Source organism: Pseudomonas sp. RIT409, from assembly GCF_003052515.2.
Taxonomy (GTDB): Bacteria; Pseudomonadota; Gammaproteobacteria; order Pseudomonadales; family Pseudomonadaceae; genus Aquipseudomonas.
Window position 1 is genome coordinate 1 of record NZ_QARE02000002.1, and the last position, 23908, is coordinate 23908.

The 23908-nt window shown below is 60.0% G+C and carries 21 protein-coding genes; 8 read left to right on the forward strand and 13 right to left on the reverse strand.

Going from position 1 to position 23908, the window contains the following annotated elements:
* From DBP26_RS02520 to DBP26_RS02540, 5 genes are all read left to right on the forward strand, one after another.
* A partial coding sequence (locus DBP26_RS02520; RefSeq protein WP_146752950.1) for a DUF2914 domain-containing protein occupies window positions 1-519 on the forward strand: 519 nt, incomplete at its 5' end.
* A gap of 22 nt (window positions 520-541) precedes the next feature.
* Window positions 542-1699 (forward strand): ABC transporter permease, encoded by a 1158-nt coding sequence (locus tag DBP26_RS02525; protein WP_108236415.1) that lies wholly within the window; start codon window positions 542-544, stop codon window positions 1697-1699.
* Complete coding sequence (locus DBP26_RS02530; RefSeq protein ID WP_108236414.1) at window positions 1696-2502, forward strand: ATP-binding cassette domain-containing protein; 807 nt, start codon at window positions 1696-1698, stop codon at window positions 2500-2502. The genes DBP26_RS02525 and DBP26_RS02530 overlap by 4 nt, the downstream gene beginning before the upstream one ends.
* A complete protein-coding gene (locus DBP26_RS02535) occupies window positions 2502-3440 on the forward strand; it encodes an MlaD family protein (protein ID WP_108236413.1) in 939 nt (312 codons plus the stop codon). The genes DBP26_RS02530 and DBP26_RS02535 overlap by 1 nt, the downstream gene beginning before the upstream one ends.
* Window positions 3437-4075, forward strand: coding sequence for an ABC-type transport auxiliary lipoprotein family protein (locus DBP26_RS02540; RefSeq protein ID WP_108236412.1), 639 nt, complete (start codon window positions 3437-3439; stop codon window positions 4073-4075). Before DBP26_RS02535 ends, DBP26_RS02540 begins: the two co-directional genes overlap by 4 nt.
* Here the strand turns inward: DBP26_RS02540 and DBP26_RS02545 are convergent.
* The 6 genes from DBP26_RS02545 to DBP26_RS02570 all read right to left on the reverse strand — a co-directional run bounded on the left by DBP26_RS02545 (window position 4048) and on the right by DBP26_RS02570 (window position 9515).
* Window positions 4048-5286 carry a spore maturation protein gene (locus DBP26_RS02545; RefSeq protein ID WP_108236411.1) on the reverse strand — a complete coding sequence of 413 codons (1239 nt, stop codon included), beginning with the start codon at window positions 5284-5286 and terminating at the stop codon, window positions 4048-4050. The genes DBP26_RS02540 and DBP26_RS02545 overlap by 28 nt on opposite strands.
* Window positions 5287-5380: 94 nt before the next feature.
* Window positions 5381-6712 (reverse strand): glutamate/aspartate:proton symporter GltP, encoded by a 1332-nt coding sequence (gene gltP, locus DBP26_RS02550; protein ID WP_108236410.1) that lies wholly within the window; start codon window positions 6710-6712, stop codon window positions 5381-5383.
* 709 nt (window positions 6713-7421) lie between these two features.
* Window positions 7422-7826: an inhibitor of vertebrate lysozyme family protein gene (locus tag DBP26_RS02555; protein WP_256601188.1), complete on the reverse strand. Its 405-nt coding sequence runs from the start codon at window positions 7824-7826 to the stop codon at window positions 7422-7424.
* Between the two features lie 67 nt (window positions 7827-7893).
* Window positions 7894-8058: a DUF1328 domain-containing protein gene (locus DBP26_RS02560; protein ID WP_108236408.1), complete on the reverse strand. Its 165-nt coding sequence runs from the start codon at window positions 8056-8058 to the stop codon at window positions 7894-7896.
* Window positions 8059-8148: 90 nt separating this feature from the next.
* Window positions 8149-8433 (reverse strand): hypothetical protein, encoded by a 285-nt coding sequence (locus DBP26_RS02565; RefSeq protein WP_108236407.1) that lies wholly within the window; start codon window positions 8431-8433, stop codon window positions 8149-8151.
* 227 nt (window positions 8434-8660) lie between these two features.
* Window positions 8661-9515 (reverse strand): BON domain-containing protein, encoded by an 855-nt coding sequence (locus DBP26_RS02570; RefSeq protein ID WP_108236406.1) that lies wholly within the window; start codon window positions 9513-9515, stop codon window positions 8661-8663.
* A 219-nt stretch (window positions 9516-9734) separates the two neighbouring features.
* On the opposite strand from DBP26_RS02570, the gene algB reads away from it, so the two are divergent.
* On the forward strand, window positions 9735-11081 hold the full coding sequence (algB, locus tag DBP26_RS02575) for a sigma-54-dependent response regulator transcription factor AlgB (protein ID WP_108236405.1): 1347 nt from the start codon (window positions 9735-9737) through the stop codon (window positions 11079-11081).
* Window positions 11082-11091: 10 nt separating this feature from the next.
* Complete coding sequence (locus DBP26_RS02580; protein ID WP_108236404.1) at window positions 11092-12879, forward strand: KinB sensor domain-containing domain; 1788 nt, start codon at window positions 11092-11094, stop codon at window positions 12877-12879.
* 42 nt (window positions 12880-12921) lie between these two features.
* Here DBP26_RS02580 and DBP26_RS02585 read toward each other — a convergent pair whose 3' ends face one another.
* The 6 genes from DBP26_RS02585 to DBP26_RS02610 form a co-directional block, all read right to left on the reverse strand.
* Window positions 12922-14541 (reverse strand): EAL domain-containing protein, encoded by a 1620-nt coding sequence (locus tag DBP26_RS02585; protein ID WP_108236403.1) that lies wholly within the window; start codon window positions 14539-14541, stop codon window positions 12922-12924.
* Window positions 14542-14622: 81 nt separating this feature from the next.
* Window positions 14623-15399, reverse strand: coding sequence for an N-acetylmuramoyl-L-alanine amidase (locus DBP26_RS02590; protein ID WP_108236402.1), 777 nt, complete (start codon window positions 15397-15399; stop codon window positions 14623-14625).
* A gap of 124 nt (window positions 15400-15523) precedes the next feature.
* The gene (locus DBP26_RS02595; protein ID WP_108576118.1) at window positions 15524-17674 is read right to left on the reverse strand and encodes a diguanylate cyclase; all 2151 of its coding nucleotides are present in this window, start codon (window positions 17672-17674) and stop codon (window positions 15524-15526) included.
* A complete protein-coding gene (locus tag DBP26_RS02600; protein WP_108236400.1) occupies window positions 17671-18549 on the reverse strand; it encodes an endonuclease/exonuclease/phosphatase family protein in 879 nt (292 codons plus the stop codon). The genes DBP26_RS02595 and DBP26_RS02600 overlap by 4 nt, the downstream gene beginning before the upstream one ends.
* A 10-nt stretch (window positions 18550-18559) precedes the next feature.
* Complete coding sequence (locus DBP26_RS02605; protein ID WP_108236399.1) at window positions 18560-19201, reverse strand: thiol:disulfide interchange protein DsbA/DsbL; 642 nt, start codon at window positions 19199-19201, stop codon at window positions 18560-18562.
* A gap of 201 nt (window positions 19202-19402) precedes the next feature.
* Entirely contained in the window at window positions 19403-20020 is a 618-nt protein-coding gene (locus DBP26_RS02610; RefSeq protein WP_108236398.1) for a c-type cytochrome, read from the reverse strand.
* Window positions 20021-20236: 216 nt separating this feature from the next.
* On the opposite strand from DBP26_RS02610, the gene yihA reads away from it, so the two are divergent.
* Window positions 20237-20872, forward strand: coding sequence for a ribosome biogenesis GTP-binding protein YihA/YsxC (gene yihA / locus DBP26_RS02615; protein WP_108236397.1), 636 nt, complete (start codon window positions 20237-20239; stop codon window positions 20870-20872).
* 251 nt (window positions 20873-21123) lie between these two features.
* On the opposite strand, the gene polA is transcribed toward yihA, so the two are convergent.
* Window positions 21124-23889 carry a DNA polymerase I gene (polA, locus tag DBP26_RS02620; protein ID WP_108236396.1) on the reverse strand — a complete coding sequence of 922 codons (2766 nt, stop codon included), beginning with the start codon at window positions 23887-23889 and terminating at the stop codon, window positions 21124-21126.
* Window positions 23890-23908: the final 19 nt, after the last annotated feature.

The following is a 23908-nucleotide window of genomic DNA, read 5'->3' on the forward strand; positions in this document are numbered from 1 at the left end:
CTGCGCTCCTGGGTACCACCGGCCACCCTGTGGATGACGGAGGTGGCCGTCAGCACACAGTTCGACAACCAGAATCGCAGCCCAGGCGAAAGCGTTCAGGAAATCGGCGTCAACCAGTTGCGCAGCAGCGGGCTCTACGCCTATACGTCGATCAATGCGCCGCGCGGTCTGGACGAGCGGATCTATCACGTGTGGCGCCACAACGGCGAAGAGGTGGATCGAATTGCACTAGACATTCACGGTGGACGTAAGGAAGGCTACCGCGCGTGGACCCACAAACAGAATTTCCCACCGGATGTGCTCGGTAAGTGGCAGGTGCGTGTGATGACGGAGGATGGCCAAATGATCGGCGTGTTGCGCTTTGAAGTGACCGATACGGATCAGCCTGCTGTTACGCGCAAGAAGATCAAGCCTGCGGGTCTCAAGCCCGGCGCAGAGGAAACGGACTCATCCGGCGCAGGGCACAATGATGAAGATGCGCCAGCAGAGGGTTCATCTGACCCGGCAAAAACCAACTAAGCTCGTGCCCATGACCCCAACGATGAGCCTCGCCAACCGCTCGCCGAATGCGTGCGGCAGTGTCCGACTGGACACTTCGACACATCCTGCACAAATGTGGATTGCCGGAGACTGGACGCTCGCCCATTATCACGACCTCAAGCGCCAGACCGATGCGCTGAGCGCTGCGTTCAGCCCTGCCACGCAGGTCGACATGGATGGGCTGGGCGCCTTGGATACGGCCGGGGCATCGCTGCTGGTGGAATTACTCGGTGCCCAGCGACTGAGACTGCTGGCCGTGCAGGCGCCGAATCTGCCGGAATCCAGCCGTGCGTTGATGCAAACCATTCAGAGTGCGCTGTGCGACTACTGCCAGCCCGTGAAAGACCCAGAGGTGCCGGTCGGTACGCAATTGCTGGCGCGGATCGGACGCGCGGTTGAAGTGGTATGGAACGACACCCTGCAATTGCTGGGCTTCATAGGGCTCATCCTGCAAAGCTTCGTCGCCACGATGCTGCGCCCAAGGCGCTGGCGTACCACATCCGTCATCGCTCACATCGAACAGATCGGTCTGGACGCGGCGCCCATCGTCGCGCTGCTCACATTCATGGTGGGCGCGGTTGTCGCGTTTCTCGGCGCTACGGTGCTCAAGGCCTTCGGCGCAACGATCTTTACCGTCGACCTGATTGGCTTTTCTTTTTTGCGTGAGTTTGCCGTGTTGTTGACCGCCATCCTGCTCGCAGGCCGTACTGCCAGCGCCTTCACGGCACAGATCGGCTCAATGAAAGCCAACGAGGAACTGGATGCCTTGCGCACGCTGGGAATGAGCCCTACAGAAATGCTGGTACTTCCCCGCGTACTGGCGCTGCTGATCTCACTGCCGGTCCTGACGTTTCTGGCCATGATGTGCGGCATCATCGGAGGCGGGGTGGTATGCGCGCTGTCCCTTGGCATTTCACCCGCGATGTTTCTGTCGTTGATGCAAGCGGACATCGGTGTGCAGCATTTTCTGGTAGGCATCGTCAAAGCGCCGATCTTCGCGTTCTTCATTGCCGCCATCGGCTGCCTGGAAGGCTTCAAAGTGGAAGGCAGCGCCGAATCGGTGGGCGCGCACACCACATCGGCCGTGGTGCAATCGATTTTCGTGGTCATTGTGCTGGACGCGTTGGCTGCGATGTTCTTCATGGAGATGGGCTGGTGACCCGACGTTGCGTTCAACCCAATGAAACAGTGATTCAGGTTCGAGGCCTGTGCAACCGCTTCGGTCCCCAGGTCGTGCATCACAACCTCGACCTGGACCTGTATCGTGGCGAAATTCTCGCGGTGGTCGGCGGTTCGGGGAGCGGCAAGTCTGTTCTGTTGCGTAGCATCGTCGGCTTGCAAAGGCCTGCAGAGGGCAATGTTCAGGTGCTCGGGAAGGACCTGCTGAATCTGCCAGATAAAGAGCGCTCATTGGTCGAACGGCGTTTTGGTGTGCTGTTTCAGAAGGGGGCTTTGTTCTCCTCGCTGACGATCACGGAAAACGTGGCGCTGCCCTTGATCGAACATGCCGGTTTGAGCCGAGAAGAGGCGGAGCACCTGGCCGGAATCAAAATGGCGCTTTCCGGGCTTCCGTTGTCGGCGGCCCACAAATACCCCGCCTCGCTTTCCGGCGGGATGATCAAGCGCGCAGCACTGGCTCGAGCGCTGGCGCTGGACCCGGACATTCTGTTTCTCGATGAACCCACGGCGGGCCTCGACCCGATTGGCGCCGGGGCGTTCGATCAACTGATCCTGACCCTGCGCGACGCGCTCGGCCTGAGTGTGTTCATGGTGACCCACGATCTGGACACGCTTTACACGATCACCGATCGCGTCGCCGTGCTCGCGCGAAAGCGTGTTTTGGTGGCCGACAGCATCGACAAGGTCTCGGCCTACAAGGACGACTGGATTCACGAATACTTTCATGGCCCGCGTGGCCGCTCGGCCTACGCTGCAGCTACTCACCCTCACGAGGTCTCATGATGGAAACCCGCGCCCATCACGTCTTGATCGGCCTGTTCACGGTGATCGCGGTCGCCGCCGCGTTACTGTTCGGCCTGTGGCTGGCGAAGTCCAGCATCGACACCGCATTCAAGGACTACCAAGTGGTGTTCAACGAGGCGGTGACGGGGCTGTCCCGTGGCAGCCCTGTTCAATACAACGGCATCAAGGTCGGGGATGTCGTCAACCTTCGCCTCGACCCACAGGACCCACGCCGGGTGCTGGCCCAGATTCGCGTCGCCGGCGAGACCCCGATCAAACGCGACACTTTCGCCAAACTGGCCCTGGCCGGGATTACGGGCACATCGATCATCCAACTCAGTGGCGGCACGCCTCAGAGCCAGCCGCTCAAAAGCGATGATGGCAGCCTGCCGGAAATCATCGCATCGCCTTCACCTATCTCGCGGCTGCTCAACGACAGCAACGATCTGCTGACCGGGATCAACTCGCTGCTTCACAACGCCAATGAACTGCTGTCGTCCAAAAACGTAGTGGCCTTGAGCAATACCTTGGGTCACCTGGAGCAGACCACTGCGGTGATCGCCGAACAGCGCGACGACATTCGTCAGACGCTCAAGCAGCTGTTGGCGTTGAGCAAACAGGCCAGCAGCACCCTCGACCAGACCTCAACAGCGATGCGCAACGCCAACGTGCTGTTCACGGTGGACGGCAAGCAGGCGATCGCCACCGGCCAGGCGGCCATGGTGTCGTTGCAGGAAAGTACCGACACGATCAACCGGCTGATCAGAGCCAACAAAGACTCGGTCGACGGTGGGCTGCAAGGCCTGAGCGAGTTGGGCCCGGCGATCCGCGAACTGCGTGAAACACTGGCGTCGCTCAAGACCATTTCCCGCGGCTTGAACGCCAACCCCAGCGGCTACCTGCTCGGTAGCGACAAGAATAAGGAGTTCGAGCCATGAGGCTTGCACGTCAGTTCCTCACCCGCTCATTGCTGACAAGCGCACTGATGGCCATAGCCGCCTGTTCGATTCTGCCCAAGCAAGAGCCTTCCGATGTCTATCGCCTACCCACCACCTTGGCCGCCAGCAAAGCGACGACGCCGGTGGCCTGGTCGTTACGCGTGGCGCGGCCCAAGGCCAGCGAAACCCTGGACAGCGCGCGCATTGCAGTCATTCCACAGGGGGACGTGCTGAGTAGCTACAAAGGTGCGCGCTGGAGTGATCCTGCGCCAGCGCTGCTGCGTAACCGGTTGGCTGACGCTTTTTACCGTGATGGTCGTGTGCAGTCGATCAGCACCGACGACAGCAATCTGCAGGCGGATTTCGAGCTGGGGGGCGAGCTACAGGCGTTTCAGAGCGAGTACCGGGGGCAGGCCATTGAAGTGGTGATTCGTCTCGACGCGCGGCTGGCGGACGACCGCCAGCGGATCATCGCCAGCCGCCGTTTCGAGGTCCACCAACCCGTGGCCGACAAGCAGGTCTCAGCCGTTGTGGCCAGCTTCGGTCAAGCCAGCGATGCGCTGACCGCCCAAGTGATGCAGTGGACCGTCGAGCAGGGCCAGAAGCATTACACCGCCGAGCCGAAGAACCAATAACACACCGCAATGGCGGCGATCACGCCTGATAACTCGGCCAGCAGCGCGCACCCGACCGCATGACGCGCGCGCTGAATGCCTACGGCCCCAAAATAAACGGCTAACACATAGAATGTGGTTTCGGTGCTTCCCTGAATGGTCGCAGCCACCAAAGCAGGGAAGCTGTCGACGCCCTGAGTTTTCATGGTCTCGATCAGCATCGCTCGAGCGGCACTGCCGGAAAACGGCTTGACCAGCGCCGTGGGCAATGCGTCGACGAATCGGGTGTCCAGGCCCGCCCATTGGATGGCGTGGCGAATCCCCTCAAGGATCAGGTCCAGAGCGCCCGAAGCCCGCAAAACACCGACAGCGCAGAGCATCGCCACCAGGTACGGCAGCAGGTTCTTCGCCACATCGAAGCCTTCTTTGGCGCCCTCGACAAAAGTCTCGTACACCTTGACCCTGCGCAGCGCACCCACCAGCAGAAAAACCATGATGATGCCGAACAGTGTGACGTTACCCAGAATGGACGACAGGCTCGACAGCGCCGCCGCGGACAGCCCGGCGAGGATGGCCATGAATCCGCCAAGCAGCAGCGCGCCGGGGACCAGATAGGCGAGCACCACAGGGTCCCATAACCGCAGACGCTGCATGAACGCTACCGACAACAGGCCCACCAGCGTGGAAGCACTCGTGGCCAGGAGGATCGGCAGGAAAACCATGGTCGGATCGACCGCACCTTGTTGCGCGCGGTACATGAAAATCGTCACAGGCAACAAGGTCAGCGATGAAGCGTTGAGCACCAAAAACAGGATCTGCGCATTGCTGGCAATCGTTTGGCTGGGGTTGAGCTCCTGCAGCGAGCGCATGGCTTTCAGGCCTATGGGCGTGGCGGCGTTGTCCAAACCCAAGGCGTTGGCCGCAAAATTGAGCGTGATCAGCCCCAACGCGGGGTGCCCGCGAGGGACTTCAGGCATCAGGCGGTGGAACAGCGGCGCAAGTGCTTTGCCGAGCCAGTCGACGATTCCGGCCTTTTCAGCGATGTTGAGAAAGCCCAACCACAACGTCAGCGTACCGAACAGCAGCACCATGACTTCCACTGACAGCTTGGCCATGGCGAAAATGCTTTCGACCATCGCAGCAAACACCCCGGCATTGCCGCCCACCAGCCACTGCGCCAGCGCGGAAACTGCCGCGACCACGAAAAAGCCAAGCCACAGGCCATTGAGCATCAGTACACCCCCTCACACGATGCGGGGATGATAGCGGCGCAGGACGAAACAACAAACCCCGGACACGCCGGGGTCTGACTTCAAGCGAGACGGGTCACTCGACGACCGACTGACGCGTCGGCGAGGCCTCCTTGCTGCGCCAATGGGGCAGGGAGTTCCAGTAGCGCTGGCCCTTGGCGTCGTCATACATGCCTTCCCAACGGGCGATCACCAGCACTGCCAGGGCGTTGCCGATCACGTTGAGTGCGGTGCGCGCCATGTCCATGATGCGGTCGACACCGGCAATGAACGCCAGGCCTTCCAATGGAATGCCTACACTGCCCAGGGTCGCCAGCAGCACGACGAATGAGACACCCGGTACGCCAGCAATGCCCTTGGAGGTGACCATCAGGGTCAAGACCAGCATCAACTGCTGGCCGATCGACAGATCGATACCGTATAGCTGAGCGATGAACAGCGCAGCAATGCTCTGGTAGAGGGTCGATCCGTCGAGATTGAATGAATAGCCTGTCGGCACCACGAAGCTGCTGATGGCTTTGGGAGCGCCATAGGCTTCCATCTTCTCGATCACACGCGGCAGTACCGTTTCGGAACTCGCCGTGGAATACGCCAGCACCAGCTCATCCTTGAAGATACGCATGAGCTTGACCACCGAGAAACCGAACAGGCGGGCGACCAGCCCCAGCACCACGAATGCAAAAAAGGCGATGGCCACGTAAACCAGAATGACCAGTTTCGCCAAAGGCAGCAGCGAAGCGAAGCCGAAGTTGGCAACCGTCACGGCGATCAGCGCGAATACGCCGATGGGGGCGTAGTTCATGATCATGTGTGTGACCTTGAACATCGTCTCGGAAACGCCTTGGAACACTTTGACCAATGGCTCGCGAACCTCAGCGTTCAGGCTGGACAGCCCGAGGCCGAAAAACACCGAGAAGAAAATGATCGGCAGCATGTCGCCGCGGCTGATGGCGGCGAAAATATTGGACGGGATCAGATTCAGAATCGTCGCAATGAACGCATGATCATGCTGCACTTCCGCCGTGGTTTTCTCGTACTGGGAGATATCCACAGTGCCCAGCGTGCTCATGTCGATGCCAGTGCCGGGATGAAAGAGATTGGCCAGCACCAATCCGACCACGATGGCCAGGGTGGTGACCACTTCGAAGTAAATGATCGTCTTGAGGCCGATGCGGCCCAGCTTTTTTGCATCGCCCACCCCCGCAATACCCACCACGAGCGAGGAGATGACGATCGGGATGACGATCATTTTGATCAGACGGATGAAGATATCCCCGGCAGGTTGAAGGATATTGCTGATCCACCAGGCCTTGTCGGCGCTGAAATGGTTGAGCAGGGCGCCTAGGAGAATGCCCAGCACCAGACCGATCAGAATCTGCCAGGCCAGGCTCAGTTTTGCCTTCTTCATGTCATTACCTTTGTTGCGGTTGGCATGGACAGTTCATGACGCCACAGTGGCTTGCACGAAGCTCTGCGCACTGCGGACACCCCGCCCTGTCCAGAAGGTCTCTGCAAAGAGCGTCCATGCGCTCAGCAGGCGGAAAAAGGGCGCAACTATTCCCATCCACTGGACCGACGTCTAATGCCGTAAGTGACTGACCCATGCAGCATCGGCATTAGAAAAATCAATGAGTTAGCGAAAGCGACGTCTCGCGGGGCAACCGCCAGCGGGGCTTTTTGTGCTGAGAAGTGGCTAAAATGTCGCCTGTAGCGTTACTGAACATTCGCTCAGCGAAGAGTGAGGAGGTAGGGGTGGAGGCCTGATTCTTCCCGCGGATGGGGAAATTTTTCTCGATGTACGGTCAGGTCACCGGAGCGGTCAACGCCTGAACGGCGCACGGCCGCCTCTCGACTCAAGGTCATTTAGCGCCCGAATCGAATTGAGCGAATTAAAAACAATTTGCGCGTCGCAAGCCCATGATCAGATTTGATCCGACAATGGACTTGCGTTGCGGCTTCCTGACCCGGCCCACGCGTGAGAACACTCCCTGTGTACTTGGGTCGCTGCAACCACTCCTTTGGTCAGAACGTCCCGGCCCCTTGGTCACGCGCAAACCCTCCTCGGGCTGCGCGGTGTTCAGGGAGACCCTTCATGGTCCGATCTCCCGTCATCTGAATCAGTACCAGTTCGGGTCTTTCTTCAGCTGTTCCCGTAAAAGACCCTGCATCCCCTCGTCGGGCTTGCCGAGAAACCGGTAATCGGCATGCCGTGTAGGGGACTTGTCGGCAGGCAGCCCCGCCGGGACCTCTACCAACATTGCGTATGCGTGCGACTTATCCAGGCTGAAGGCGACGATAAGCCGCTTCTGGATACAGGTATCCTGGGTTTCGCAAAGGGGACCGACGAGATACTTGTCCCCATCCTCCGTTACGGCATTCATCTGGTCGGATGAGCCGGACAGATTGATCACCCAATCGGGCAAGCGCTCTTCCTTTTTCACAACGCTCGACCACGTTTGCCGATACTCAGGGTCGGAGCTGAGAAGCTCATTGACCCTGGCCTGGCCGTCATTTGCGGCCATCACCGTAGCGCTGGCGCTTGTCAGCAGCGCCAGCGTCAGTGCATGGAAGTGTCTGCCACCCATGCGGTCAGCCCCGACCGCGGCGACCGAAGAAGAACGACACGACGAACATCACCAGGAACACGATAAAGAGAATCTTCGCGATACCCGTTGCGGTGCCTGCGATACCACCGAAGCCCAATACAGCTGCAATGATGGCGATGATCAGAAATGTGATAGCCCAGCTCAACATGGTGACTCTCCTTACTGTTTTTGATTTCTGACTACCGCGAGGTGACCGGCGTGGTCCTCGTGGCAGGTCGTGCCCTCACCGCCGCAGCGGTCAGAAAACCCAACTCTGTTGGCGCGGCGCTTGATCAACGGACGCCGCAGTGCCTTCAACCGACTGGAAGCTCAATCCCACATCTGTCGCTTTGAGCGCGCTCGCCTTGGCGAATGGCGCGCTGTGAACGGAGAGCGTTGAATGTGGAGCGACGTCCTGCTTTTGAGTCCAGTGAGCGAACTGTTGAACAATGATCAGGGTGATGAGCAACGCCAAGCTGGCGAACAAGCTCTGCTGAATATGCAGAGGGGAGATACGCAGGGCGGCAAGGCGTTGAGTGTTCATTGATTCAGCTCCGGAAAATCTTGTCGGTCGTTGATAAAGACCTTGTTAGCGGAGGTATTGCAGCCTGTGTGCCAGATTTCAATGCCAGGTAAATACGTTATAAATCAATAGGTTATTAAACTTCTCATCAACCATCGGGCACGCAAGGTGCACGATCGAAGGTTTGGGATCGTGCGTAATGCACGACCCAGAGGAACGGAGCGTCTGCGTGATCAGGGACGTCGCATTCAACCTGCACTGCGTGCCGTCACTCGCAGTGTGTCCGCATCCACACCCTTCACGCCGCGGATATTACGGGCGATGTCCACCGCCAACTCTTTTTCGGCGTAATTGGGGACCACACCGTCAAGACGCACTACGCCCGCCTTTGTCTCGACTTTGATGTTCAGGCCGTCGAGCGTGCGGCTATAAACGAGGCTGGCTTTGACCTTACTGGTGATCCAGGCATCGCTGAACTCTTCGCGAACGCTGTCGGCTTGCGCCTCGTTTTGTTCTTTGATGGCTTGGGTGTCGCGCGCGCTGACGCTGATCAGGTTGTTCACGTCCGTCACGCCCTCGGTATTGCTGGCCAGGCTCCCCGCGAGCAGCTTGGCGTCGGCATCTCTCGCCTGGCCTTTAAGCGTCACAACGCCTTGCGCCGCGGCCACCTCGATGTTCAGCCCTTCCGTCACGCTGTTCCACAGCAGCTTCGATTTGATCGTTGCGACCAGCGTGGCATCGTCGAAGCGCTGAGCCATGTTGGCCTTGGTGCCAGGCTCGGCAGCGACCTGCGGGTCGATCTGCAGTTGATTGTCGACGTTGTCGATACCTTGAGTGTCGCCGGCAATTTGCGCAGCCAGGTCCTTATCCACTTGATTCTCGACCTTACCGGTCAAGGTGGCCGTACCTTGTTCGACTTTCACCCCGATATTGAACGGGCTGAGGTGGCGGTTCAGCGCAAACGCCGTCCAGATTGATCCCTCCTGCCGGGCCTGGGTCAGCTGCGCTTGCAAATCGCTTTGCGCGGCATGCGCCAAGAGAGGGGTGAGCCCCAGCAAACCGGCGGCGGTTACGGCCAGTGCGACGCGCTTGAACGGATACATGACAAATCTCCAGTCAGTGGCAAAAGTGCTACTGAAGACTTTTCATTGCGCCAGACGTTCTGCCGGGCATCTCGACCTCGAAGGTCCTGCAACGCCGCAAGAGGTGTTTTTTTGGCATATCGCTACCATGCAACACGCCGAATCAATCAGAATGAACCATGCAACTTGCCCGATCTTTCCGGGACTAACCAAGACAATTCACTTAGGAGCGTAGGAAAAATGGAAGCAGCCACTGAGAATCAGGGCCGTATTCTGCTCGTGGATGATGAATCCGCCATCCTTCGCACGTTTCGGTATTGCCTGGAAGATGAAGGCTATAGCGTCGCCACCGCCAACAGCGCGGCCCAGGCCGAAGCGCTGTTGCAGCGGCAGGTGTTCGACGTGTGTTTTCTGGATCTGCGTCTGGGGGAAGACAATGGTCTGGATGTGCTGGCACAAATGCGCATTCAAGCGCCTTGGATGCGTGTGGTGATCGTCACCGCCCATTCAGCGGTGGACACCGCAGTCGACGCGATTCAAGCCGGGGCCGCGGATTATCTGGTCAAGCCGTGCAGCCCGGATCAACTGCGCCTGGCGACCGCCAAGCAGTTGGAGGTTCGCCAGCTTTCGGCTCGCCTCGAAGCGCTGGAAGGCGAGGTGCGCAAACCCAAAGACGGCCTGGATTCCCACAGCCCGTCGATGATGGCGATTCTGGAGACCGCACGCCAAGTGGCCAGCACCGACGCCAACATCCTCATTCTTGGCGAATCCGGAACCGGTAAAGGGGAGCTGGCGCGTGCCATTCATGGTTGGAGTAAGCGAGCGAAAAAGGCTTGCGTCACCATCAACTGCCCATCGCTCACTGCAGAGCTGATGGAAAGCGAGTTGTTCGGGCACAGTCGCGGCGCGTTCACCGGGGCCAGCGAGAGTACGTTGGGCCGGGTGAACCAGGCAGATGGCGGAACGTTGTTCCTCGATGAAATCGGCGACTTCCCCCTGACGTTGCAACCCAAGCTGCTGCGCTTCATTCAAGACAAGGAATACGAACGCGTCGGCGACCCCGTGACCCGCCGGGCCGACGTCCGCATTCTGGCCGCCACCAACCTGAACCTGGAAGATATGGTCCGCGAAGGGCGGTTCCGCGAGGACCTGCTGTATCGCCTTAACGTCATCACGCTGCACCTGCCGCCCCTGCGCGAACGGGGCGAGGATATTCTCACCCTGGCAGACCGGTTTCTGGCGCGCTTCGTCAAGGACTACGGCCGCCCCGCGCGGGGATTCAGTGAAGAAGCTCGTACAGCGCTGGTCAATTACCGATGGCCAGGCAACATCCGCGAGCTGCGTAACGTCATCGAACGGGCGAGCATCATCTGCCCACAGGAAAAAGTGGAAATCAGTCATCTGGGCATGGGCGATCAACCGACCAATAATGCGCCACGCGTCGGCGCCCCGCTGAGCCTGGATGAGCTGGAAAAGGCACACATTGGCGCGGTACTGGCCACGAGCGATACGCTCGATCAGGCCGCTCGTACCCTCGGGATCGATGCCTCGACGCTGTATCGCAAACGCAAACAGTACAACCTGTGATCCTTTACTCATGAAGTTGACGATGAAGTTGCGAACGCGACTGTTCCTTAGCATTTCCGCGCTGATCACTGTCGCGTTGCTGGGGCTTTTGCTCGGTCTGGTCAGCGTCATGCAAATGGCCCGATCTCAGGAAGAGCTGATCCGCCACAACTTCATCACGCTGGATATCGGCCTCAAATTAAGGCAGAACCTGGGCGACCAACTGGTCATGTTGCTCAAGGACAAACCCGACCTGACGGTGCTCAACCACTATCAGGCTCAGTTCGAAGACCTGCTTGGGCAAGGCATCGAGCATGACCAGCAGGCTGGAACCCACAGCGGCTTCGACAAGGCGCGAGAGGATTACGCCGACTTTCTGCAGGCCTTGAAATCGTCCAGCGACCCTGCCAATGCCATGAGTGATGACAAGGCGGTCACGAACACCTTCAACACATTGCGCAACGGGCTGCTCGACGCCCATCGCCAAGCGTTGGCCAACATCAGCCAGGCTGAAAGCGCGTCGCGCTCGCGAGCGCTCTGGGTGGCCGCACTGCTGGGGTTGGTCGGGCTGGCAGTGCTGGTGATCGGGTTCATCACCGCTCACGGTATCGCCCGACGGTTCGGCGCGCCCATCGAGGCGCTGGCCAAGGCAGCGGACAAGATCGGTCAAGGCAATTTCGAGGTGACACTGCCCATCTCATCGGCTGCGGAGATGAATCTGCTGACCCGGCGTTTCGGCATCATGGCAGAAGCCCTGCGCCAACATCAGGTGACGAATGTCGATGAGCTGCTGGCGGGCCAACAACGGCTGCAAGCGGTGCTCGACAGCATCGACGACGGGCTCTTGATGATTGACCGGCAAGGGCGGCTGGAGCACCTGAACCCTGTTGCCCAGCGACAGCTGGGTTGGGAGGAGGGACGTCTCGGGCAGGGATTGGGCGAAGCGTTGCAACGTCCTGAATTGGATGAACAGTTATATCTGGTGCTGCGCGGCGGAACCCTTGAAAGGGCGCCGGAGGACCTGTCGATCGAGATCGACGGCGAAACCCGCCTGCTGACCTACAGCCTCACACCCGTCAGCCACACCAAAGGCCACATCCTCGGCGCCGTGATGGTGCTGCACGATGTCACCGAGCAACGCGCGTTCGAGCGCGTGCGCAGCGAGTTCGTTCTGCGCGCCTCACACGAGCTGCGCACTCCGGTCACGGGCATGCACATGGCGTTCGGTCTATTGCAGGAGCGCGTGCATTTTGACCCCGACTCTCGCGAAACCGACCTGCTGAAAACGGTCAACGAGGAAATGCAGCGCTTGATGCAACTGATCAACGATCTGCTGAATTTCTCCCGCTATCAGAATGGTCTGCAGAAGCTCACGCTAGCCCCCTGTGATGTCGGTGAGCTGCTGCATGAGGCGCGCCAGCGCTTTGCGGACTCGGCACAAAAGCAGGACGTGCAGGTGGAACTGGAAACGCAGGAGCCCCTCCCTCGCCTGCAGGCCGACAAAGCGCAATTGGAGCGCGTGCTGGATAACTTGCTGGACAATGCGCTGCGTCACACGCCCCAGTCCGGGTTGATCCGACTGCAGGCGAGGCGCCATGGCGAGCGGCTGATCATCAGCGTCGAAGACAACGGCGAAGGCATCGCATACGGTCAGCAGGCGCGGATATTCGAGCCGTTTGTTCAGGTAGGGCGCAAAAAAGGCGGCGCCGGCCTGGGGCTGGCTCTGTGCAAGGAAATCGTGCAACTGCACGGGGGGCGCATGGGCGTCTACTCACGTCCGGGCCAGGGAACGCAGTTCTATATGGCGCTGCCGTTGTAGCGACCCGGCCCTTAAAACGACTGTACCGGATGGCCGATCCCCTCACGCCACATCATCCGCGCGGCGCGACGCATTGCGACGTCCCCCTGTCACCAGCTCAGTGAACTTGGCAGCGCTCAGGGGCCGAGCAAATAGCCAGCCCTGACCGTAAACCACCCCTTCGCTCTTGAGCAGCAACGCCTGTGATTCGAACTCGATGCCCTCGGCAATGACCCGCAAATCCAGCGCATGGGCCATGCGAATGATGTGCGGTGCGACGCCGCTGCTGGCCGCGTCATGCCCCAGGGCATCAATGAACGCTTTGTCGATTTTCAGGCAGTCGACGGGCAGGGTTTGCAGATAGGCGAGGCTGCAATAACCCGTACCAAAATCGTCGATCAGGACCTGATGGCCACGCTCGCGCAGCGCTTGGAGATGGTTGCGTGCGACCACCACGTCCACCAACCCTCGCTCGGTCACCTCGAAGGCGATCTGCCGCGGCGATACTCGATGCAGCGCCAGCAGCTTTGCCGTGACCCTGCCAATGCGGGGCGCCATGACATCGCAGGCAGCCAGATTGACCGAGACGTAGATATGGGGGTTGGCACGCAACAACTGCCCGAGCTGCTCAAGCGACTGCTGCAACACGAAGTCAGTGATCTGGCGGATCTGTCCGGTATTTTCGGCGAGAGGAATGAATAGGTCGGGGCTGGTCAGCGTGCCGTCAGGTCGTCGCCAGCGCACCAAAGCCTCGGCACCTACGCACAGCCGGGTGTTGAGGTCGAAAATGGGCTGGTACAGCACTTTCAACTCGCCGCGACGCAAAGCCCCTTGCAGCTCGCCACCCAAGGATTGTCGCTGGCGGACCAACTGGAAGACCAGAATCCCGACGCAGAGCGATACCAGAAGACTGGCCGGCACGAGCAGCCACCAGGCACCTGTTACCTTCTGCTGAAGGCCGTTGCGCGGCGTGATCAGGACCAGTTGATACTCCGGACTCTGCGTGGGCATCCGGTAGATCAGCTTGTCCTGCGTGGTGAGGAGAGTCTCGGCAGAGGTGGGCGTCCAGTCCGGGGTGGGGGGCCAGAGCTGCGCAGGGCCAAGCACGGGAACGGCCTTGGCGCCTTGATCCAGAACCACTACCAGACTGCCTCCTGCGGGGAGGTCGACCACGTCGGTCAAATGGCCACGGGACGTCGAGACGCGAAACTCTCCCCGCCCGAGCATCAACGAAGCCAGATTATCGTCGGGTTGGGTCGAAGTGTTGAGCCAATAATCGTAGGTTGGCCCCCGAATGTCCGGGGCGCGGGTTTTGCCGATCATGCTTTGACGGGTCCAACTGGAGCAGAATTGCGCACCATCGACGTAAGCCACTTCATAAATGAAGCGATAGCGAGAGTTGACCTGACGCAGCAGCTCGATCATTTCCGGGCTGCACCCGCGCAACGGTTGTGCCTCAAGCTGATCGAGGCCGGTTCGCAATTGCCCGAACAATTGCTCCAGGCGGGCCAGAAAGCGCTCGCCCTGAGCGTTCATTTGCGCACTTTCCTCCTGGCGCGCCTGGTGCATTGCCAGCCCGAAACTCCCCGCCAGCAGCACAACAGCGCTCAACAACGCGGCCAGCAATGCCAGGAACGAAGGGCGGGAAAAGATAGAGCGCAACTGCGTTGACGCCGTGAACATCGGCCGATATCCAAGTGAATACCAATGAGGTATAGCAACAAGCGCGCAAATAGCCCGCCGAATACCGATGCCACGGGAAATTTAATGCCTGAGGTTCAATACCTGAAGAATAGCCGCACTTTGGGTATCGGGCTCGCCATCGAACTTCTGCGGGCGATAATGCATCTGGAACGCCGCCAGAACATGGCGCGTCGCGATGTCCCACTCACCCGTCTGAGGAGTTGAATAGCCCGCTAACGCCAACTGCTGCTGGAACCAGGTCGCACTCGGAAGTACACCCATCATCTGAGCTTGCTGCCGGGCAACGAGTTGCTCGTCCGGCCAGACGCCCAGGCCTTCCTGGGCGAGGCGCTTCCACGGAAACAGCGGACCGGGGTCGAGCTTGCGCAGCGGGGCGATGTCGCTGTGACCGATCACATGGCGCGGTTCGATTTTGTTCCGTTTGACGATGTCTTTGAGCAGCGCGATCAGCGCCTTGATCTGCGCTTCGCTGTAGGGATACCACAGTCGACCGGTGGGCGTGTCTTTGTAGCCCGGATTGACGATCTCGATGCCGATACTGCTGGAGTTCAGCCAGGTTCGACCTTCCCACTCGCTTTCACCCGCATGCCAGGCTCGCTGATTTTCATCGACCAGCTTGTACACCGTGGCAGAACCGTCGCCGATCAGATAATGGGCACTGACCTCCCCATGGGTCAGCAGCGCCAACGAGCGTTCAAGCGACGCAGAGGTGTAATGCACCACGACGAATTGCGCGCGACTGTCGAAATTGACGGAAGGGTGGCTGGTGTCGAGCTTCGGCCCGCTGGAACAGGCAGCAAGCAGCAGAGCCATGCAAAGGGTGCAGAAAGACTTCATAAAAAGGCAGATCGCTGAGGCGAATAATGCAACAGTGTAACGTAATGCCGGCGCAACACCCAAAAAGTGCGCACCCCCTCAAGGGGCGCACAGGCAAACGGGTCCAGCTGCGCAGCGCGCGTCGTCAACCCTGCTCGATGCGATTCCGACCCAGATCCTTGGCACGGTACAGCGCCTGGTCCGCCCGCTTGAGCACGGCGTCGCTGCGCTCACCGGGACGGAAAGGAGTGACCCCCATCGAGACCGTGATGGTGACCGGTTCGCCCTTGAAATGAAACGGACACCGTTCGACGGTCTGACGCAGGCGCTCCAGCAGGGCAAGCCCATCGGCCATCGAGGTGTGAGGCAACAGCAGGACAAACTCCTCGCCACCGAACCGCGCGATGAAGTCCGCCCCCCGCAGTTTCTTTTTCAACTCGGTGGCGACAATTTTCAGCACCCTGTCGCCTGCCAGATGACCATAGCCATCGTTGATCCGCTTGAAGTGATCGAGGTCAAGAATTCCCAGCAGCAGGCTTGAGTCTCTGGGCTGCTGCGCGACCGCCTGCTCCAGCCGCTCGTTCCAGGCTGCGCGATTAGGCAATGCCGTCAGCGTGTCGATCAGCGCCTTTTGTCGCTGCTCCTCGAGGTGGGCCCGAAAACCCAGTGCCTCTTGCTCCATGGTGGCGACCCGACTGGCCAGCGACTGGAGACGCGAGGCGACCTCTTGTTCGCGCTGATCGCGCTGCCGTTGATGCTCGTCCATGGTGCCGAGCAGGCCTTCCAGCCGACGCTCGAGGATGGTCTTCAGGCTGTCGAGATCGGCGGCTTCTTGAACGCTGGTTTGCAGATCCCCGACATGCTCGCGCAGTTGCTCATTCAGCTCCCGTGACGCGGTCTGCTGGCCGGCATGGTCTGCACTGGCAGCCTGCAGATTGGCCTGAAAGGATTCCAGCCGCTCGTTGAGTTGCTTCAGATAACGCTCGAACTCATGCTGACCGCTGTCGGTGATGGCCAGCATCAGCACGGCGAGATCATCGAGAATCGGCAGCAATTCATACCAATTCAAGCCATGCTGCAATCGGATACGCATGGCCTCGGCTTGTGGACGGTGATGTTCTGGCAGCGTCAGGTCGTCGAGCAGGCCAAGGAGCGTCTGTTCGATGTGCGCGGCGACCGAACTGTAACTGGGCTCGGGAGAAGAGGGCAGCGCATAGGGGCCTTCTTCGTCAGTTTCAGTCGTCGTGCCCTCGTCAGGCTCATCTTCGCGCCGGACGACATCTTCGTCGCTTTGCCCGTCCTGACCCGCCGCTGAGGAGGGCGTCTGCTCGCCGTTCGCCCTTGCCGGCTCATCGTCTTCGGGAGCAGGCTCGACGCTGGGCGCCGCCAGGGCGTCATCGGACTCGGCGCCCACGAAAGAGGCGGGCACCTGGTCGGCCTGCGCAACGGGGGGCTCCCCCTGTTCAACGGAGCTGAGGGCGAGGGTGGGAGAGGGTTCTTTGACCTCTGTAATGACAGGCTCGGCGTCGACGGGCGATACGACGTGAGCTTCTGGTAAGGCTCCGCCCTCCGCCCCATCGGACTGGGCGGCCGCGACAGACACTTCGACGGGGGCCTCTTCGGCGCGTTCCCGCCTGGTGGCGGAGCCTGTCTGATCATCGAGTTGCGGTGCCGAGTCTTGAACATCGATTAGGTGAGCGGCTCCAGCAGAGGCAGGCGAAGCGACGAGGGGGGCCGCAGGCGGCTCAGACGACAAGCCAGGCTCGGGCTCTTCTCGCCCGCGGAACAAGCGCTCGAAGAAGCCAGGCCGCCCGACCGCCTCGGGGTGCTCGATTTCGGCCAGCGCCTTGCCTTGTAATCCGCTCAGTTCGCTCAGCAACAGGGGGATTTCACGCGCCTGACTGACGCGGTCTTCAACGTTCTTGGCGAAACGCTTGAGCGGTTTGGCCACTTCGCGAGGTAACGGCAACGCTTGGAGTTGCGTCACCAGCGACGTCAGCGCGGTGCCCATCTGCTCGATCCGTTGCTCCCGGCGCTGCTCTGAATCGAGCACGGCTTTCTCCAGACGAGGAATCAACGCCGCCAGGCCAGCGTCCATATCGTCCTTGCGCACGATCTCGCGCATTTCCTTCATGCACTGATCGACGGCCTTGTCGGCACCCTCAGCGGCCAGGCTGCTGCGCACCAAACCACGTCGCAACAGGTCCAACCGGGCATTCCAGCGCTTTTCGAGCTTGTCTTGCTGCTCGATGCTTTTGAGGTATTTCTCTTTCCAGCGTTGGGCTTCGTCGCTCATTCCGAGGGTCCGCGGGGAGATGTGCTTGTTATCGGCAGGGAATCGCCAATCAATGAGGCAGGCAAGCGAATCTCCACCGCAACCGGCAGATGATCGGAAATGGGCTGAGCCAGCACCTGCACTTTTTCCAGTGTCAGGGAGGGGCTGAGGAGGATATGGTCCAGGCAGCGCTGAGGGCGCCAACTCGGAAAAGTGGCTTCGATCTGGGGTGCTAACAGGCCCAAGTCGCGCAGCGGTGAGGTTTCAAGCAAATCGGCGGCATGGGTGTTCATGTCGCCCATCAAGACCTGATGCTTGTAGCCTGCGATGAGCTCACGGATGTAGGCGAGTTGGCGCGTTCGCGTCCGCGCGCCCAATGCCAGGTGCATGACGACGACAATCAACGCGTCTTCGCCTTCGCCGAAACGGACGAGAATCGCACCGCGCCCCGAAGGGCCGGGCAAGGGGTGATCCTCGATATCCCACGGCCGCAGGCGGCTCAGCACGCCGTTGCTGTGCTGGGCAAAGCGTCCGAGGTTGCGATTGAGCTGTTGGTGCCAGTAAGGAAACGACCCGAGCTGGGCCAGATGTTCGACCTGATTGACGTAGCCGGAGCGAAGGCTGCCACCGTCGACTTCCTGCAAGGCGACCAAGTCATAGTCGCCGAGAAGATCACCGATTTTCTGCAAATTCCCCGCGCGGCCGTTGTGCGGGAACACGTGTTGCCAGCCGCGCGTCAGGTAGTGCCGGTAGCGCTCGGTACTGATGCCCACCTGAATGTTGAAGCTGAGCAAACGCAGCCTGCCATCGGCGGGCAGGCCGGTTTGCTTCAGATGGCGCTCGTTGACCTTCGGCGTGTGCCGGGCAACGGTGCGTTCGGAACCCCAGCGCATGATGCGGCAGTGCTTACTTGCTGGTCAGCGTGGTGCGTTCTTTGGCGATCAGTTGATCCGCCACTTCCAGCGTCTGCTCAGGACCACCGGCACTGGCCAGGTCGAAACGGTATTTGCCGTTGACGATCATGGTTGGAACGCCAGTGATCTCGTACTTCTTGGCCAGTTCCTTGTATTGGGCAACCTTGCCCTTCACAGCGAACGAATTATAGGTCTCGAGGAACTTGGTCTTGTCCACGCCTTGGGTCGCAACGAAATCGGCCATGTCGTTAGGATCGGTCAGGCGTTTGCCACCTTTCTGGATGGCGTCGAAGACGGCGCTGTGCACTTTCTTTTCCACGCCCATGGTGTCGAGCGTGATGAACAGTTGGCCATGGGCATCCCATGGGCCGCCGAACATGGCAGGGATGCGGATGAAATGGACGTCGGCCGGGAGCTTTTCAATCCATGGGTTGATGGTGGGCTCGAAGGCATAGCAGTGCGGGCAGCCATACCAGAACATCTCGACGACTTCGATCTTGCCGGGTTCGGAAACAGGAACGGCGCTGCTCAACTGGACATATTGCTTGCCAGCTTCGATCGGCTCCGCCGCTTGAGCGGTCAGACCGAACAGACTGGTGATCACCAGAGCGGCGCTGAGAATCAGATTACGCATGCTTAACTCCTGGGCATGAAAAGTCACCTCGACGGCCGCGTTTTGACCGGGGGAGGTGATACGAGTTCGCAAGTGTAACGCCTGAGAGGTCAAAAAAGAGCAGCCATTTACGACCCTTTTCGCCCGGTTGAGAAGGAAATGTATTTCGTTGTTTCCGACTGTCGGCTTCCGACAAAAAGGGCCTCGCACCTTAATCCAGACTTAATGAAGGCCCTGTATGTAGGCGGCCAACGCGTCGATGTCCTTGTTGCTCAGCTTCGACGCAATGGTGCGCATGACCATGGTGTCGCCATCGTTGGTGCGCTCACCTTCCCGGAAGGCCGTCAGTTGCTTTTTCACGTAGTCGGCATGCTGGCCGCTCAGGTGAGGAAAGCCGGCGGCAGCGTTCCCAGCACCATTCGGTGAATGACAACCCGTGCAAGCGGGCATACCTTGATCGATCTTTCCGCCGCGAAACAATGCTTCGCCTCTGGCGACCAGGTTGGGGTCCGCCGCTCCGACGCTGCCTCGCTGGCTGGCGAAATACGCTGCGATGTCTGCAAGATCCTGATCGCTAAGGTTGTTGAGCAAGCCGGTCATCTCCAGCACCACACGCTTGCCGTCCTTGATCTCGTGCAGTTGCTTGAGCAGATAGCGCTGGCCTTGCCCGGCCAGTTTCGGGAAGTTGGGGGCCATGCTGTTGCCATCCGCGCCATGGCAGGCACCGCACACGGCGGTTTTCGCCTGACCGGCCACCACGTCGCCCACAGCAATGTCAGCAGCCTGTGCGGTCAGGGAAACGCCCCACGTCAACAGCAGACTCACCAGTAATTTGTTCATCGGCTCATCCGTGCGGCCGGGGTGAGCGATGAATAGCAGGGCTACTCATTCCCCCAGCGTTTGTTATAGGTCTAATGGTAGCCCCACTTGCGCGAACGTCACCCTGCCGGGGGGACAAAGCACACACAAAATGCCTGGCGCTATATACTTGCGGCCATCAATCGGCATCGACACTCGTGGCAGCGCCTCTGCCGCTACGCCCTCACCGGATATCCCATGCAACTCAAGAACCCGATCCTCGGCTTGTGCCAACAGGCCAAGTTCCAGCTCAGCGCCGCCAAAGTCGAACAATGCCCGGATGACGAAGGGTACGAAGTCGCTTTCGCCGGACGCTCGAACGCTGGCAAATCCAGCGCACTGAACACCCTGACCCACGCCAGCCTGGCGCGCACCTCGAAAACACCCGGTCGCACCCAACTGCTGAACTTTTTCCGCCTGGACGACGAGCGTCGTCTGGTCGACCTGCCGGGTTACGGTTACGCGAAGGTGCCGATCCCGCTCAAGCAGCATTGGCAACGGCACCTGGAAGCCTACCTGGGCAGCCGGGAGAGTTTGAAAGGGTTGATTCTGATGATGGACATCCGCCATCCGATGACCGACTTCGACACGCTCATGCTCGACTGGGCCATTGCCAGCGGGATGCCGATGCATATTCTGCTGACCAAAGCTGACAAGCTGACCTTCGGCGCGGCGAAGAACACGCTGCTCAAGGTGCAGTCGCAAATTCGAAAAGGGTGGGGTGACGAGGTGACCATCCAGTTGTTCTCCGCGCCCAAGCGCCAGGGCTTGGAAGAGGCGTACACCGTGCTGGCCCACTGGATGGAACTGGAAGATAAGGCGCCTGCGGCCTGAATTGCAGGCAAAAAAAACCCCGGACTTCATATGGGGAGGGGAAGTTCGGGGTCCAAGTCCAGGCCTTCAGGGAAGGGCCCGGATATCTGCCAACACTTAACACAACATAGGAGCATGAATGGCTGCGTCAGCCATTCCCGAACTCTGACCGGGGTTTGTCCGCCGAAGTTCAAAAACGGCGGAAATTTAATGTTGGCAGCTTCGCGGGGCCCGCGGTTCACGGGCTGGCCGCCATCAATCAGGATTGACAGTTAATGGGCTTCATCCCAGTTGCTGCCGACCCCCACTTCCACCAGCAGCGGCACATCCAGCTTGGCCGCACCGCTCATGTGCACACGGATCTCCTGACTGATCGCCTCGACCAGATCTTCTCGCACCTCCAACACCAACTCGTCGTGCACCTGCAGAATGACGCGTGCATCCAGGCCTGAACGGTCGAGCCAACCGTTCACGGCAACCATCGCGCGCTTGATGATGTCGGCCGCCGTGCCTTGCATCGGCGCGTTGATCGCCATGCGTTCGGCGCCTTTGCGCAGGGCCTGATTCTTGGCGTTGATGTCGGGCAAGTACAGGCGGCGACCGAAAATGGTTTCCACGAAGCCTTGCTCGGCCGCCTGGGTGCGGGTGCGTTCCATGTAGTCGAGCACGCCTGGGTAGCGGGCGAAGTAACGGTCGACGTAGGCCTGGGACTGCTTGCGATCCACCCCGATCTGTTTGGCCAGCCCGAACGCGCTCATGCCGTAGATCAGACCGAAATTGATGGCCTTGGCGCTGCGCCGCATGTCACCGGTGACGTTCTCCAGCTCGACGCCAAAGACTTCCGCCGCCGTCGCGCGGTGGACGTCCAGGTCGTGGCGGAAAGCGTGAAGCAGCCCTTCGTCCTTGGCCAGATGCGCCATGATCCGCAGTTCGATTTGCGAATAGTCCGCCGCTAGCAGCTTGTAGCCCTGAGGTGCGACGAACGCCTGGCGAATCCGGCGTCCTTCGGCGGTACGAATCGGAATGTTCTGCAAGTTAGGGTCACTGGAGGACAAACGCCCTGTGACCGCCACCGCTTGATGGTATGAGGTGTGGATGCGGCCGGTGCGAGGATTGATCTGCTCGGGCAGGCGGTCGGTGTAAGTGCTTTTCAGCTTGCTCATCGAGCGATACTGCATGAGCACTTTCGGCAGCGGGTATTCTTGCTCGGCCAGTTCGGCCAGCACCGCTTCGGCAGTGGAGGGCTGCCCAGTGGCCGTTTTGCTGATGATTGGCATCCCGAGCTTTTCGTAAAGGATCACGCCCAACTGCTTTGGCGAACCGAGGTTGAACTCTTCGCCCGCGATGGCGAAGGCCTCGCGCTCCAGTTCGATCATCTTGTTGCCCAGTTCGACGCTTTGGGTCCCCAGCAGTTTGGCATCCACTAAAGCGCCCTGACGCTCGATGCGCGCCAGCACCGGCATCAGCGGCATCTCGATTTCATCGAGGACAGGCGCCAACGATGGGGTGCGAGCCAGTTTTTCCTGCAAGGTTTCATGCAGACGCAGGGTCAGGTCCACTTCCTCAGCCGCATAGATGCCCGCTTGCTCCAGGGCTATCTGGTCGAAGCTCAACTGCTTGGCACCCTTGCCCGCAATGTCCTGAAAATTGACGGGCGTGTGGTCCAGGTATTTCGCTACCAGACTGTCGCGGTCGTGCCGGGTGGCGGTGGAATCGAGCACATAGGACTCAAGCATGGTGTCGAACTTGACCCCTTGGACACTGATGCCCTGATTCGGGTCGCCATCGATCGCGCAGTTGGCCAATAGATTGATGGCAAACTTCGCGTGCTGGCCGACCTTTACCTTGCTGGGGTCTTCCAGCATGGGTTTGACGGCCTTGAGCACTGCGTCACGGTCCAGTTGCTGAGGCACCCCCATGTAGGCGTGGGTCAGGGGGATGTAACACGCTTCGTGGGTTTTGATTGCGAAGGAAAGCCCTACGATCTGTGCGCGTTGAGCATCGGTACCGTTGCTTTGCACGACGAAGGCGAACAACTTGGCCGCGTCGAGCTTTTTCAGCCATGCGTCGAACTGCGTCTGCTCAAGCACCAGTTCATATTGGGCCTCAATGACGGGAGCAGGCTCCTGTGCGGGTGCGATTGGCGCACCTTCCTGCTTCGCTTCGCGTTGCAGGTCATTGATCCAGCTCTTGAACTCGAGTTCGGTGTAGAGCGCCAGAAGGGCTTCACGGTCGGGCTCGCCGCAGTGCAGGGCGTCCAGCTCGATGTCCAGGGGCACGTCGACCTTGATGGTTGCTAGCTGATACGACAGGAATGCCATTTCCTTGTGCTCTTCGAGTTTCGCGGGCAGCGATTTGGCGCCGCGAATCGGCAGGGAAGGGACCTTGTCGAGGTTTTCGTAGAGCGCTTTGAGACCGCCGCCGATCCCGACCAACAGGCCGGCGGCAGTCTTCTCACCCACCCCTGGCACACCGGGAATGTTGTCGACCTTGTCCCCCATCAGCGCGAGGTAGTCGATGATGTACTCGGGGCCGACACCAAACTTTTCGACGACACCTGCGACGTCCAGAACGCTGCCGGTCATGGTGTTCACCAGCGTGATGTGACCATCGACCAGTTGCGCCATGTCCTTGTCGCCCGTCGAGATGATCACCGGGCGGTCCGCCGCCGCACTGCTACGCGCCAGGGTGCCGATCACGTCGTCGGCCTCGACGCCGTCTACGCACAACAACGGGTACCCCAGCCCTCTCACGCAGTTGTGCAGGTAGTCGATCTGTACCCGCATGTCGTCGGGCATGCTCGGGCGATTAGCCTTGTATTCAGCGAACATCTCGTCGCGGAACGTGCCGCCCTTGGCGTCGAACACCACAGCGAACGGGCTGTCCGGGTACTGTTTTCGCAAACTTTTGAGCATGTTCAGCACGCCCTTGACCGCGCCGGTCGGCAGACCTTTTGACGTGGTGAGTGGCGGCAGCGCGTGGAACGCGCGGTACAGGTACGAAGAACCGTCCACCAGGACGAGGGGCGCGAGACTCATGCAGGATCAACCTTTTCGG

Excerpts from the sequence above, each read along its gene's own strand:
- DBP26_RS02525 (WP_108236415.1), top strand. The coding sequence starts at position 542 with ATGAGCCTCGCCAACCGCTCGCCGAATGCGTGCGGCAGTGTCCGACTG.
- DBP26_RS02535 (WP_108236413.1), top strand. The coding sequence starts at position 2,502 with ATGGAAACCCGCGCCCATCACGTCTTGATCGGCCTGTTCACGGTGATC.
- DBP26_RS02540 (WP_108236412.1), top strand. The coding sequence starts at position 3,437 with ATGAGGCTTGCACGTCAGTTCCTCACCCGCTCATTGCTGACAAGCGCA.
- DBP26_RS02545 (WP_108236411.1), bottom strand. The coding sequence starts at position 5,286 with ATGCTCAATGGCCTGTGGCTTGGCTTTTTCGTGGTCGCGGCAGTTTCC.
- gltP (WP_108236410.1), bottom strand. The coding sequence starts at position 6,712 with ATGAAGAAGGCAAAACTGAGCCTGGCCTGGCAGATTCTGATCGGTCTG.
- DBP26_RS02555 (WP_256601188.1), bottom strand. The coding sequence starts at position 7,826 with ATGGCCGCAAATGACGGCCAGGCCAGGGTCAATGAGCTTCTCAGCTCC.
- DBP26_RS02560 (WP_108236408.1), bottom strand. The coding sequence starts at position 8,058 with ATGTTGAGCTGGGCTATCACATTTCTGATCATCGCCATCATTGCAGCT.
- DBP26_RS02565 (WP_108236407.1), bottom strand. The coding sequence starts at position 8,433 with ATGAACACTCAACGCCTTGCCGCCCTGCGTATCTCCCCTCTGCATATT.
- DBP26_RS02570 (WP_108236406.1), bottom strand. The coding sequence starts at position 9,515 with ATGTATCCGTTCAAGCGCGTCGCACTGGCCGTAACCGCCGCCGGTTTG.
- algB (WP_108236405.1), top strand. The coding sequence starts at position 9,735 with ATGGAAGCAGCCACTGAGAATCAGGGCCGTATTCTGCTCGTGGATGAT.
- DBP26_RS02580 (WP_108236404.1), top strand. The coding sequence starts at position 11,092 with ATGAAGTTGACGATGAAGTTGCGAACGCGACTGTTCCTTAGCATTTCC.
- DBP26_RS02585 (WP_108236403.1), bottom strand. The coding sequence starts at position 14,541 with ATGTTCACGGCGTCAACGCAGTTGCGCTCTATCTTTTCCCGCCCTTCG.
- DBP26_RS02590 (WP_108236402.1), bottom strand. The coding sequence starts at position 15,399 with ATGAAGTCTTTCTGCACCCTTTGCATGGCTCTGCTGCTTGCTGCCTGT.
- DBP26_RS02595 (WP_108576118.1), bottom strand. The coding sequence starts at position 17,674 with ATGAGCGACGAAGCCCAACGCTGGAAAGAGAAATACCTCAAAAGCATC.
- DBP26_RS02605 (WP_108236399.1), bottom strand. The coding sequence starts at position 19,201 with ATGCGTAATCTGATTCTCAGCGCCGCTCTGGTGATCACCAGTCTGTTC.
- DBP26_RS02610 (WP_108236398.1), bottom strand. The coding sequence starts at position 20,020 with ATGAACAAATTACTGGTGAGTCTGCTGTTGACGTGGGGCGTTTCCCTG.
- yihA (WP_108236397.1), top strand. The coding sequence starts at position 20,237 with ATGCAACTCAAGAACCCGATCCTCGGCTTGTGCCAACAGGCCAAGTTC.
- polA (WP_108236396.1), bottom strand. The coding sequence starts at position 23,889 with ATGAGTCTCGCGCCCCTCGTCCTGGTGGACGGTTCTTCGTACCTGTAC.